The organism is Bacillus cereus, assembly GCF_015071065.1.
GTDB lineage: Bacteria > Bacillota > Bacilli > Bacillales > Bacillaceae_G > Bacillus_A > Bacillus_A cereus_BA.
Genome location: NZ_VOVA01000003.1, coordinates 221,881 through 235,032 on the forward strand (window position 1 = coordinate 221,881; position 13,152 = coordinate 235,032).

The following is a 13,152-nucleotide window of genomic DNA, read 5'->3' on the forward strand; positions in this document are numbered from 1 at the left end:
CTGCTACCTAAAAACATAAATTTCCACGGAAAACTTCTATTCTTCTATAGGATTTTCAGGCCCGTTAAGCTCCAATTGATAAAAAGCTAAATCTAGCCATCTATTAAACTTATAGCCAGCTTTTTTTATTGTTCCTGCATGAACAAATCCATAATTTTGATGCAAGGCAATACTCTTTTCATTTTCCATATCAATTCCAGCAATTAACGTCATATATTCGCTGTCCTGTACAATTGCTATTAGTTCTTTCATTAAAGACGTCCCAATTCCATTTTTTCTATATTCCTTATCAACATATATCGAATGTTCAACTGAATATTTATAAGCAGGCCATGCCCTAAATGGACCGAATGTTGCAAATCCCACTACTTTATTATCTAGTTCGTATACTAAAATCGGATAACCATCAGTCTTTTTTTGTTCATACCAATCTATTCTATTTTCAAGGGTTACAGGTTTATATGCATATACAGCTGTTGTATAAAGTATCGCATCATTATAAATATCTAAAATATATGCTAAATCTCTTTTAGTTGCTTCCCTTATCATTGTTTTCTTCCTTTCATAATGTTTATCTTCTTTCACTATCTGTTTGACAGCTTTATTTTACCGAAATTTCTGATTCATTTCCGCACACGAATATTAGCTTTTCGGAAACCATCAAATATATTTATTACAGCAGACAGCGTGTAAATAAAAATTCCACCGCCGATTAACCACGTTTTAAATTCCTCTGGGGAAATAGTAAACACATTTACCACATACGTAATAAATCCTTCGTTAAATAAATGCGGATTTACTACAATTACAATGAATACTATTGTTCCAGCTACTTGAAGAATAGTATTCCCAATTGCCAATCTTTGTGTCCATTGTCCTTGCACTAACTTATAAAGTGATATACCTATTTCGAAAACGATCATAATTACAACGATTGGCCAGTACTGGAGTAAAACATCTTGATTAAAAGTTGGCGCGACAAACTTCAGTTCATTTGCTGTGCCATTATATACGCCAACAAGATGATTCGCATAAAAGTAAAGTGTAGCCCAAACTGCTGTCCACATCAAACCTCCAAAAACTTCAAACTTTGAGATCGACTTTTTCTTTGGAACATACGAAATGTTTTTTAAATCATCAGGAGTCCATTTTTTTAAACTTGTCGTCAACGGTTGAGTACCTTTGTCTTTATCCGTTCTTTCTAAAATAACAAATACAAGTGTCAACCAGAAAAATACATGGAGGCCTACCTCGACAATTTCCCCAATACCTTTACCTATCAATTTTAAAATAACATTTAATACTGCTTGATCACCAGTATAGCCTATAAAATTTTCTGCAACCATTGCAATGAGTGCGATAACAGCTGCAATTGGTATAATCATTTTTAATAACGTCGTATATACATCAAAATAACGTGGTCCAATTAAATGCATCGGTCTATCCAAATACCCATTAGACAATGAAACCGGACTCCCCAATTTTTCGAGTACACTCTTCACATCTTCCTCATTATAATCGTCAGGTAACATATCCTCTATTGTTGACCGTAGTTCAAGTGTAATATCTTCACGATTTTTTTCAGGTAATCTCTTCGCAACTTCATGGACGTACATATCAATCAAACTCATTCTCGTCCTCCTCCTTTAATAGGTTATAAAGTTCTTTCGAATCCTTTATCCACTCCTTTTTCAATTGTAAAAATATCTCTAGTCCATATTCACTTAAAACATAATACTTACGAGGTCTACTCTCCGTTTTATCCCAACTACTCGTCACTAGTTCCTGCTTTTCTAATCGGCGAAGTAGTGGATATAACGTACTTTGATCGATTATAATTCCTGATTGCTCCAATAATTGGACAAGCGAATATCCATACTGCGGCGTTCTTAGTTGGCTTAAAACGGCTAATGTCAACGTCCCTCTTCTTAACTCTGTAATTAATGAATTTAATAAACTATCCATTCACCCACCTCATTTTTATTACTATATGTCATACAGTATATGTTTTATACTATGTATCGTACAGTATAGTTGTGACAAAAACAACCGGTTTTTATAAAAATCAGAAAATAAGAAAAGCACAAACTATATAATTTGTGCTTTTCTTATTTTTTTGCAGCTCACTAATAAACTTAAATACCAATAATACTTTTAACTATGCACCTCTGGTAATATAAATTCTCCCTTTTCTTTAGAAAATGGAACAATATCTACAATCGCCTCAATATTAATTACTCCATATACATGCGGGTATTCTTGACCGTTAGAAGCAAGTTCATATTTTATTTCTGCTTTTATCAGGGATGGATTAATTGAGAGTAATAAAACCTCTTCTTCGTGAATGAAATGTTTTTGAGCAACTTTTAAAGCTTGGTCTAATAATGAACAATGAATAAATCCCTCTTCTTTAAGTGAGGCTTCATTAATCTCTCCAATTGTTTTTGCGATTTCCCAATTTCTTTTTGTTATTACTTTTGTAATCATATCCATTCCCCCTATATCTTTATATAGAAAAACAAGAGGTTTTTCTGTTTATTACTAGAAAAGCCTCTTGAATTTTTTATTTATTTTAATTCCTTAATTAAAGGTGACGCTTCCCCACTATGGAAAATCCATAAATCATGAAGTGATCTCGTACATGCGACATACAGTAACTTCGCATCATGTTTTGTATTTTTATAATGTTCTTCATCAACATCAATTAGAATTACAGCGTCAAATTCTAAACCTTTCGCTAAATAGACAGGTACTACCGAAATACCACCTTCATATTTACTTTGATCTGCTTCAATGACGTTAACAGTCCATCCTGCATTTGTTAACTTCTCATATATATCACGGCATTCATCGTCTGTTCTTCCAATTACCGCAATTGTTTTCACATCTTCATTTTGTAAATGCTGTAATGTCTTTAAAACTTCAGTAAATTGGTCCTCTGCCCGGATTACTTTCACGTCTTCTCCGCTACGGAAAACTGGTGTTGCGAGTCCTACTGGAATCTCTGCATTTTTAATTATTTCATTCGCGAATTCAATAATTTCTTTTGTAGAACGATAACTTCTCGTCAGTTCATAATAACCTGTTTCTTGGAATACTTCCTTAAAAGCATTCCAGTCTTCAATTCCTTGATAATCATAAATCGCTTGAGATAAATCACCTAATATAGTGAAAGAATTACCTAGTGTAATTTCTTTTAGTACATAAACTTGGAATGGTGAGAAGTCTTGTGCTTCATCAATAACGACGTGATGAAACTTCTGTCCGATTTCAATTCCAGTTATTCGATGATGTATGTAAATTAGAGCTGGTAAATCTTCTCCATATACTTCTTTTTTACGACAATTCTTTTCTGTTTCTTGAACAAGTTCTTCAGGTAAAACCTCGAGTATTTCTTTACTTTTCAACATTGAACTGTATAGTGAAAGCGGGCTCATTTTCGGCCAAAAATTCATATATGTGTTCAATCTCTTTGTCGCTTCTTTTTTTAGTAACTTTTTCTCGTTTGTTTCTCCAAACTTTTTAAGTTCAATTTCAATCCAGCGCTTCATACGGCCGACTAAACGTTCTCTTCTTTTCTTTAATGGATAATGTTTATATTCAACTTGCATCCATTTTTTAACGTCTTCCACTGGAATAACTGCTCTATCCCACGCCTCAAAATCTTTTGTCGGTACTAAATCTTTTTCAAATTGAACCATTCTCTCTTCAATAAACGACTTAAACTCCAGCGTTCCTTTTAATTTACCGAGCATAACCTTTTTTTCATCGCGATTAATTGAAAATGCTTCTTTCAATTTTTCTTCTGTCTGCTTTAGTTTCACCGAACCATCTAACGTACGTAATGCCCAATCTGGAAACGTCGTTTGACTAATATTTCCTACCCCTAATTCAGGAAGTACGCTCGAAATATAGTCTAAAAACAAACTGTTTGGAGCGAATACGATCATTCTCTCCGCTTCAAGTTGTTCACGGTATTCATAAATTAAAAAAGCAAGGCGGTGTAAAGCGATTGTTGTCTTTCCGCTCCCTGCAACCCCTTGAATTAATAATGGTAAGTTTCTTTCCGCACGAATAATATCATTTTGCTCCGATTGTATAGTCGAAACGATATCTTTTAATTTATTATCTTTATTCTCACCTAATCGATATAGAAGAAAATCATCAGCATGCGAGACATCTTCATTTCCTTTTACATATGTATCAGCAACACGTTCTAGTTCTCTCTTTCGAATGGAAATGTTTCGTTTTAAATACACATCGCCTTCTACTAACCCGTCAGGTGATTGATAAAATGCTAATTCATCACCACCGGTAAATGAATAAAACATACTTGCGACAGGTGCTCTCCAGTCAATAACAATTGGTTTCATCGTATCCTTATCCGAAACCCCTACTTTACCGATATAAATCGGCATAACTTCTTCCTTTCCATCCTCCTGAAAGTCTAATCTTCCAAAGTATGGCTCTTGCACACCGATACGTAAGTTTTGTCTATTAGACTCCCTCATACTTTCAAGAATTTGCTCTTTGAAATCTTCTCCATAATAAACTGGGATTTTTTCAAGCTGCTCTAATTGATCATCCATCGTACATAAAGTATTTTTCATTTTTTGTAACTCTTCGTCAAAAATGTTGTTCATTTGATGATTCCCTCCTGTCCGTTCCAATTTTTTCAGTCGAGATATAATTCTATAAAAAACACAATCATAAAGTCAATAGTTTAAGTGGGAATTTTCCAAAATAAAGAAAAGGTAAGGATAAACCCATACCCATTAAGCTAAGATTTTGAAGTATCCCCAAAATAATTTTTTCTCTCTATATTTATGAGAATTACATTCATTTTTTTGTTTTGGGGAACAATCAATTTTTCACTTACATGCAGGAATTACATACTTACCAAATAAATCTAAAGATGAAAGCACTTTATGATGTTCTAATCCACCAAAATTCATTACTGCCATAAAATTCGTAACACCTATTTCACTGTAGGACTGAATTTGTTTAATAACTTCATCAGGACTTCCTATTACTGGGTTGAATTTACATTTAAGGTCTTCATATGAAATATTCGTCCCACGCGGAGTATTCATAAATCGTTGATAAGGATCTTTTGCATTGGATTCAGCCTCTGCATATGTTTCTCCAACATGAACATGAAATGCAACAGGGATTTCCAATTCTTCTGGATTACCGTGTCCTGACTTTAGATACGTATTCTTGTAAGTATCAATCAGCTTTGCTAATTCATCTCGTGATTTACTAAACCCAAGCCCCATGAAATTGTTTCCCATACTAGCAACATGACTAACACCTTTTTCACTAGAGGTTGCAATCCAGTGAGGCGGAAACGGAGCTTGTATTGGCTGAACATTAAGCCTAAGGTCTTTGTATTGAAAAAAGTTCCCTTGATGAGAAAAAAGCTTGCCTGACCACGCCTTACGTAATACTACTAGAGACTCGTTAAAACGTTCAGTTTTGTCCTCCAATGAAATATTGTAACCATCAAATTCTTTCTGTGCATATCCACTACCTAACCCCAAATCTAACCTTCCGTTTGATAAAAGATCAACCATCGCATAATCTTCAGCAACTCGTATAGGGTTGTGTAATGGAAGGACTGCAACACCCACACCGAGGCGAATTCTCTTCGTTCTTTGAGATACCGCAGCGAGCAAAACTGCTGGAGAAGGATTAATACCAAAATCAGAGAAATGATGTTCTGCAAACCATACCCCATCAAAATTCACTTCTTCAGCCCGAACGGCTTGCTCCAATACCTCATTATAGAATTGTCTCGGAGTTCGAGATAATCGATCGGGGTAATTATCAAATATGGTTAATGTACTGAATTTCATTTAATATCGCTCCTGATAATTTATTTTCATTTCTATATTTCATAGACCCCTTACATAAATCTAAATGGTATTATAAATATTCTAGTTATCCGAATCATTCCACTTACGACTTATTTCTAGGCCATAATCCATATCGTAAACTTCTTTTATAGCTTTAACTTTTTCAAGACTTTCATCGCTAAACACAGGTTTGTTTTCAAAAGAATGAAGAACTATTCTTTCAAGAAGTACGCCTAATGAAATATCATGGTATTCTGCCATCGCTTTCAAAACTTTTACCATTCTTTTTTCCATCCTAATTCCAGTTTGCACACGTTCAACTTTAATTTTTGTATTTTTTTCATTTATTTGTTCATTATTTTGTTTCATAATTTCACATCCTTACCGTAAAAAAACGATACCTTGTTACCTTGGTAACAGGGTATCATTATAACACCGATGTATGTTTTGTCAATTGTGTCATTATATTATTGATTAAACATAATAGATTCTCGCCCTATTATTATCAAGATAATGTAAATTTGTATCCATATAACGAAAAAAACGCTATTCTTTTTATAGAAATATAAAAAAATGAGAATTTCAACTGAAAACACAATAAAAAGCAGGTAATGAATTATTCCATTATCTGCTTTCCAATTTTTATCCCTAGCTGCTTTAATTATACTTTTTGATACACGAGCCAATCCCCAGAATCAATGATTTTCTTTAATATCTCTTTATCCTGAGCAATATACACATAAGCATGTAGTTCTTTATCAGCAAAATATACCGTTTGTGTAATTCGATCATATAAATCAGTCTCAGGATTACCTGTGTATTCTTCTAGCTCATCTAATTTTTCTAAAACCTCATCATCTACTTCGTAAACTTCCCCATATACCTTTTCCTCGTTTGAGCAAATCATTGCAGGATACTCTTCGTTTGTATCAAATAATTTGCCATACGTCCACGCTCCGTCTGCAATGCAGGTTGCTCCTTGCATATAATGAGCATTCGTTTGTCCTTTTCTTAACGTGCCATAAACGAAAACATGATGCATATATCCCTATCCCCTTTATATGTCTCTATTTTCTTATTTGTAAATATGCACGAATCATAAAGTAACTCACTTCATCTGGAAGTTGTTCTTTAATTGATTTCAAACCGCCTTCTGCATTTAGTACGGCAGTTTCAATAAGAGATTCATACTCTGCTGGAACGAAGCTTTTCCAATCTACTTCCATACCATCTTCAAAAGAACGAATTAAATGATTTTCAATCGTTTGTCTCGATAGACCACGCTCTTTCGCAATCTCACTTAGATCAATGCCTTGTTTATACATTTCATACGTTTCTATATGAGAATTCGCTGAAGCTTTTCCTGCTTTTTTACGCTCTGAAACAACTTCAGTCTTAATTGTTTCAGCATAGTTTGGATTATCCTCAATAAAGTGCTGAACTGCTTGTAAAAAGTGAGAGCCGTACTTCACAAGTTTGTGCTCTCCAATCCCTTTTACAGTTAGAAGTTCGGAGTCACTTTGCGGCATTTTCGCACACATATCTTTTAACGTTTGGTCAGAGAAAATAACGAACGGCGGTACACCTTCTCCTTGCGCAATTTCTTTACGCACTTCACGAAGCACTTCAAATAAAGGATGGTCTTGAACAATTTGTCTCGTTTCTACTCGTTCTTTGCGTAAAACATTCTCTTTACCAAGTAATACTTCTCTCCCTTTTTCCGTTACTTTTAATGTCGGATACGTACCATGTTCAACTGCAATTAACTCTTCTGAAATTAAAAACTCAATAAACTCACTGACTTCTTTTACACTACGGTTTGATAAAAGACCGTACGTTGGCAAAGTATGAAAATTGAATTCAATAACTTTCTTATTTTTCGATCCAGTTAATACTTGTGCAATCATTTGTTTTCCGAATCGTTGGTTCGTCCTGATCATACAAGATAGAACCATTTGTGATTCTCTCGTCACATCAATACTTTCACGGTCATCAGTACAATTACCGCAGCGCCCACAATCTTCCTTCGGTTCTTCTCCAAAGTATTGCAAAATAAATGATTGTAAACATTGTTCTGTATGACAATAGTCAGTCATGTTTTGTAATTTTTCAAGCTCATTTGAGAAACGTGATTCTCCAGTTGATTGATCGATTAAAAAGCGTTGCACTTGCACATCTTGAGAAGAATATAACAAAATACATTCACTATCTAATCCGTCACGACCAGCACGTCCTGCTTCTTGATAGTAACTTTCCATATTTTTTGGAAGTTGATAATGAACAACGTAACGAATATTCGATTTATCAATACCCATTCCAAACGCTGATGTCGCTACCATAACACTGATTTCATCTCGTAAAAAGAGTTCTTGCTGTTCATTTCGATCGTGATCGCTCATACCAGCATGGTATTTCGATACCGAAACTCCTGCTTTCCCTAAATCTTCATATAACTGATCGACTACTTTTCTTGTAGCTGCATAAATAATCCCAGATTCCTTCTGATTTTGACGAATATAATCTGCTAAATACGCATTACGATCCTGTCCTTTAATTACTGAAAACGATAAGTTCTCGCGCTCGAACGTTGTCATAATTGTATTTTCTTGATTAATTTCAAGCGTGTTACAAATATCATCACGCACTTGTGGTGTCGCGGTTGCTGTTAACGCTAAAACGAGCGGTTTTTCTGGAAGATAATCTAATATGCGATGTATATGTAAATAACTCGGGCGAAAATCATGTCCCCACTGCGAAATACAGTGCGCCTCATCAATCGCTATCATCGGGATTTTCATATCGATAAGTTGATCAACAAACTCCATAGAATCAAGACGCTCAGGCGCCACGTAAAGCAGCTTGTAATGCCCTTGTTTCGCCAATTGGATTCTTTGATTCGCTTCTGTAATAGAAATAGAACTATTAATATATGTAGCGGAAATACCGTTTTGTATTAATGTATCTACTTGATCTTTCATAAGTGAAATCAAAGGTGAGATAACTAATGTCGTTCCTTCGAATACTAATGCGGGAATTTGATAACAAATTGACTTACCACCGCCCGTAGGCATAATACAAACTGTATCTTTCCCATCTAATACATTTTTAATTGTTTCATCTTGTCCTCTTCGGAATGACGAATAACCGAAATAAGACGCTAAAAGTTCTTGTGCTTTTGTAAACAAAAAAGAGTCACCTGCTTTTCTATATCTTTCATCTATTCCTATTATATCATCACTTATGCGTCATGAAAGTGCTGAATGAAAGAGTTATATATAATCTATCATCAAACTGATTCTCGCCATCCTTTTGGCATGATCCACGTACAATTGTTAATAATTCTTGTAAAGCTGGATAAATCCACTTGTTTTTGTGATATGCGATTTATGAAATTTCCGCTGCATACAAACTATTCCTGAATTCTTTAACAAAGCACTCTCTTTAAGCTTAATAGCATGCTTTTTCATTATTCTAAGTTTCTCTTCGTTATGGATATTAATTAGTATCATTGTTTTAGTTACTTTCTACGTTTTACAACATAAAAAACACAAATTTAGTACACAAGAAGAAAGAATTTCAATATAAATATTCATTTTATTCACCTTCCTAGAATACTACTAATCGTATACATTTGAATTTGAGGAGGTTAAATTATGAAACGTAGTTACAATAGTTCCATCAAGTCTAAAGAGTCAAATAAACAACTCCAATTCTCTAATAATGATGCGTGGAAATATGAATCATTTTATAAGTATCAACCCTTATTCTCCTATAGAAAGCTTATTAATTTCCTTTCTCAACTTTTTAAACGTTAATACATGTGCCAAATATATATCATTCAAACAAATTTTCTCAACATATAACTTATAGACTCACTATAATACAGTTGTTACCATATATAATAATCTGTTAGATAAACCCCTTATGTTGACCTGCTTAAATTAGCAGGTCTTTTTTATACTTACATATTGCAATGTATCGTAGCCTGGCTGAAAAGTCTTTTCTCCATTTTAGAACCCTATTCCGCTCTCCACAAATGATTATAATTCCAAAAAGCAAAATATAAATCCGCTACATTCATACAAGCAATTCATTTTTTCTCAATACACAAAGTGAATTTCATTTGTTATTATAAAGATACTCTAGATGAGTCTTTACTCATCAACATTATCTAGTTAAGGGGATCTGCCGCGGGAAGCAGATCCCTTTAACTTTATTAAATAGTATCCTTTTCATTTGGACACATTTACCAGGTTATTTTGAAAAAATTTTATGTTAATATTACGTAGTCGAGTCCGACATCTCGGCAATACCCTTTTGAGGTCCTGTAATTTCCCTTGCAGGACCTCTATTAATTTAAAATTCTTTTGATTCATATATATCATAATCATGTTTTTTCATTCCCCTTCAACCTTCTCCTTTTCCAACTCTCAAAAAAACTCTTGGACACGTAACTTAAAAATAACGTTTATCATATTGTGAGATATACATGTTCAAAGGAGTGTAACTATTTATGTATACTTATTGGCAATCGTATTACTCCCCTTATCATATCACTAACGGAAACTTCGATTCATTTGTACGAAATTACCGAGTTAGTAAAAACGAAAACTTTTTAAAAGGATATATGCGTTCTTTATGGGAACAACACGTCACTTGGACACGATTAGCCATTATAGGCATCATCTTTAACTTGCCAGACGTAAACGTTACTGTTGGACGTCTTCTACAAAATGCAACACACATGGGACTATCACTTGAACCATTCTACGGAGAAAATGCAGTGAAAAAATATAGTGCATTAATTAAAGACCACTTAGTAATTGCTGCTGATCTTGTTAAAGCCGCAAAAGCTGGCGATCAAAACGCAGCAGCCGCTATAGAAAAGAAGTGGTACTCTAATGGCGATGAAATTGTTGAGTTCCTAACCAGTATCAACCCATATATAGAAAAAGAAGAATTTAGAAAAATGTTTTATGAGCATTTAGCGTTAACAAAAGCGGAAGCACTCGCCTTCCTAAATAAGGATTATGATGCCAGTGTAAAACTATACGATAAAATTGAAAAAGAAGCATTAGAAATGGCTGATACTATAACAGATGCAATCGTAAAACAATTCCCGCAAGTATTTCAATAATAATAAGCCGATTTGAAAACAAATCGGCTTATTAAAGTTTCAAACTATATTATATCTCCTCTTTACATTTGTCTTATATCGATATATTTTATTAATAGCCTTTCTTATAGGAGGAAATAGTTTGATTAACGCCATTGGTCTCGTTTTTATACTTACTAATAAACACGAGAAAAAGAAAAAAGTTTATCTAAATGAGAAATTCGCACTAATAGACATTATCGATTCTAAAGAAGTAAATGATGATGAAGGCAATCCACTAGTAGAACTAACATGTAAATACAGTATATATTTAGATGAAAAATACTACTGTAAATCTCTCGATGATTATACTGGACAAGTATTCCCCTTCTTAAGCGCTAAAATAGGAAAAGGACTTCTTAGAAACTTAAATTATTACTTTTCTTACGTTGACGCCTATGATAAAAAACCACCTGTTAAAGAAATAAGACCTCTTATGAAACAAGTAACTAACAGATAACAAAAAATCATTCAAAAAAGAAAGCATCTAACTTCTGATGTTTTCTTTTTTGAATCAAGAACTCGTTAACTTTCATCCTCTTCTAAATGTATGTATCCAGGCATACTTTAAATTAAAAACATTGGAGGATTAGACTGAATGAAATACTCAGAAACAATTGTAAGTAAAAGACTTCGAAGACTAAAAATGTCTGGTATGTTTATCATGCTAGTTTTAATCGCATGGCTTGGATATACAAAATTACTTTATGAAAACGGATTTCTTCAACAAAAGAAAAATTCAGTTGAAGTAATGAATACTAGCATTACAGGAGAAATTGAACAGATTTTCCATGTAAACTTACAAGGTTATCGTAAAACGAACCTTGATACTCTAATAGATGCAAGTAAGACTGACCCGAGCGAACTATCATTAATCGAGCTTATCAACACATCTTGTTCACAAGATTGCACAGGTGAACCTTCAACCTACGTTAAATCAAACCACGGATATATCTTTTATACAGAATCTAATGGTACGAATGTAGCTTTAAAAATAATAAAACAAGATTCATGGGGAATTGAAAAGAAATCCGTTCAAAAAGGAATTTAAAAGGTTCATACAAAAAAAGAGTACTTTACTTCAAAGTACTCTTTCAAAGAAAATTACCACTTACGGCATTTATCATCATCATCGTCACGTTTACGATTGCAACGGCAATCATCACAATCACAATGACGTTTACAATTGCAACGACAATCATCACAATCTCTGCGTCTACATCTTCCAAACATTAAATCATCCCAAAATCTATTACAATCTCAGAAATGTCTACAACGACAATTATTTCCCATGAATATGACTCCCCCTAATACACATTAGAATTCATCATATTCTATGTTTAAAAGCGTAAAAAGGCTTGTTTAATAGTCTATTTTAAATGTATAAATGTGATGTAATTTGAATCAAGTACTAATTCATGTCTATATTTCCTGCTGCCCTTCCACAGCCCCCTTCAATCTCTGCAACATATACCCAATCCCTTTACATCCTTCTAATGGATATGTAATGATTTCTTCTGGATATAATTTTGTCACTACGTTCTTATGCTTCTTCCCTGCAAGTAAGACTATTTCATCAAATTGAAATAAGCCTTTATCAATCATCTGTTGTTTTAATTGTTCAATGCTAATAATCTCATTACTCTTTGAATCAAATGCAAGATCATAGTTTTCCTTTACAATATCATTTGGTCTTAAAAATCCATGCTTTGCTGATAATATAACCCAGTTCTCGAAAAACTCAGTTGCATACGCCTGACATGCTTTTCCGAATGGACTAATATATACATCTTTTGCCTCTGCCTCTCCGTAATCTGGGTACTTATCCCAAATTTTCTTCTTTCCGCATGGAATTATGCATAACCTTTTCATCGTTATTTCTTACCTCGCTTCTAACTTTCTTATGAAATATCAATTTCCCAGTACATTTTTTTACAGAATACTATATAATAATCTCGAAAGATAAAATTACATTATCTTCTACATTTAGTTTAATTTGTTTTATAACAATCGATTAAGTATATATATTATTACATAAACACACCGTACTAAAGTCACTTTCATACAACATGCATATACCTCATCCTTTAGTGAATTTGTGAAGATTTCGTAAAATCAAGCATATTTAATCTTCCAATA

The 13,152-nt window shown here is 33.6% G+C and carries 13 protein-coding genes and 1 pseudogene; 3 read left to right on the plus strand and 11 right to left on the minus strand.

Annotated elements, in window-relative coordinates; all coding sequences use genetic code 11:
* Window positions 1-36: 36 nt before the first annotated feature.
* The 9 genes from FT637_RS11795 to recQ all read right to left on the minus strand — a co-directional run bounded on the left by FT637_RS11795 (window position 37) and on the right by recQ (window position 9,043).
* On the minus strand, window positions 37-549 hold the full coding sequence (locus tag FT637_RS11795; protein ID WP_193646452.1) for a GNAT family N-acetyltransferase: 513 nt from the start codon (window positions 547-549) through the stop codon (window positions 37-39).
* Window positions 550-623: 74 nt separating this feature from the next.
* Window positions 624-1,631, minus strand: a complete 1,008-nt coding sequence (locus FT637_RS11800; protein WP_193646453.1) for an HAAS signaling domain-containing protein — start codon at window positions 1,629-1,631, stop codon at window positions 624-626.
* Window positions 1,618-1,965 (minus strand): PadR family transcriptional regulator, encoded by a 348-nt coding sequence (locus FT637_RS11805; protein ID WP_193646454.1) that lies wholly within the window; start codon window positions 1,963-1,965, stop codon window positions 1,618-1,620. Before FT637_RS11805 ends, FT637_RS11800 begins: the two co-directional genes overlap by 14 nt.
* Before the next feature lie 189 nt (window positions 1,966-2,154).
* Window positions 2,155-2,487: a DUF952 domain-containing protein gene (locus FT637_RS11810; RefSeq protein WP_193646455.1), complete on the minus strand. Its 333-nt coding sequence runs from the start codon at window positions 2,485-2,487 to the stop codon at window positions 2,155-2,157.
* Between the two features lie 80 nt (window positions 2,488-2,567).
* Window positions 2,568-4,643: a HelD family protein gene (locus tag FT637_RS11815; RefSeq protein ID WP_193646456.1), complete on the minus strand. Its 2,076-nt coding sequence runs from the start codon at window positions 4,641-4,643 to the stop codon at window positions 2,568-2,570.
* Between the two features lie 228 nt (window positions 4,644-4,871).
* Window positions 4,872-5,858 carry an LLM class flavin-dependent oxidoreductase gene (locus tag FT637_RS11820; RefSeq protein ID WP_193646457.1) on the minus strand — a complete coding sequence of 329 codons (987 nt, stop codon included), beginning with the start codon at window positions 5,856-5,858 and terminating at the stop codon, window positions 4,872-4,874.
* A gap of 81 nt (window positions 5,859-5,939) precedes the next feature.
* Window positions 5,940-6,227 carry a hypothetical protein gene (locus FT637_RS11825; protein ID WP_097903691.1) on the minus strand — a complete coding sequence of 96 codons (288 nt, stop codon included), beginning with the start codon at window positions 6,225-6,227 and terminating at the stop codon, window positions 5,940-5,942.
* Window positions 6,228-6,519: 292 nt separating this feature from the next.
* Complete coding sequence (locus FT637_RS11830; RefSeq protein ID WP_193646458.1) at window positions 6,520-6,900, minus strand: gamma-glutamylcyclotransferase; 381 nt, start codon at window positions 6,898-6,900, stop codon at window positions 6,520-6,522.
* A 25-nt stretch (window positions 6,901-6,925) separates the two neighbouring features.
* Window positions 6,926-9,043, minus strand: coding sequence for a DNA helicase RecQ (gene recQ / locus FT637_RS11835; protein WP_193646459.1), 2,118 nt, complete (start codon window positions 9,041-9,043; stop codon window positions 6,926-6,928).
* A 1,328-nt stretch (window positions 9,044-10,371) separates the two neighbouring features.
* Between recQ and FT637_RS11840 the strand changes: the two genes are divergently transcribed.
* The 3 genes from FT637_RS11840 to FT637_RS11850 all read left to right on the plus strand — a co-directional run bounded on the left by FT637_RS11840 (window position 10,372) and on the right by FT637_RS11850 (window position 12,064).
* A complete protein-coding gene (locus FT637_RS11840; protein WP_002200238.1) occupies window positions 10,372-10,995 on the plus strand; it encodes a hypothetical protein in 624 nt (207 codons plus the stop codon).
* Window positions 10,996-11,116: 121 nt separating this feature from the next.
* Window positions 11,117-11,473, plus strand: coding sequence for a cytoplasmic protein (locus FT637_RS11845; RefSeq protein ID WP_193646460.1), 357 nt, complete (start codon window positions 11,117-11,119; stop codon window positions 11,471-11,473).
* 138 nt (window positions 11,474-11,611) lie between these two features.
* Complete coding sequence (locus FT637_RS11850) at window positions 11,612-12,064, plus strand: hypothetical protein (protein ID WP_193646461.1); 453 nt, start codon at window positions 11,612-11,614, stop codon at window positions 12,062-12,064.
* Window positions 12,065-12,117: 53 nt separating this feature from the next.
* Here the strand turns inward: FT637_RS11850 and FT637_RS30305 are convergent.
* Window positions 12,118-12,306 (minus strand): annotated as a pseudogene (locus tag FT637_RS30305) (hypothetical protein).
* A gap of 129 nt (window positions 12,307-12,435) precedes the next feature.
* On the minus strand, window positions 12,436-12,885 hold the full coding sequence (locus FT637_RS11855) for a DUF6884 domain-containing protein (protein ID WP_193646462.1): 450 nt from the start codon (window positions 12,883-12,885) through the stop codon (window positions 12,436-12,438).
* Window positions 12,886-13,152 lie beyond the last annotated feature (267 nt).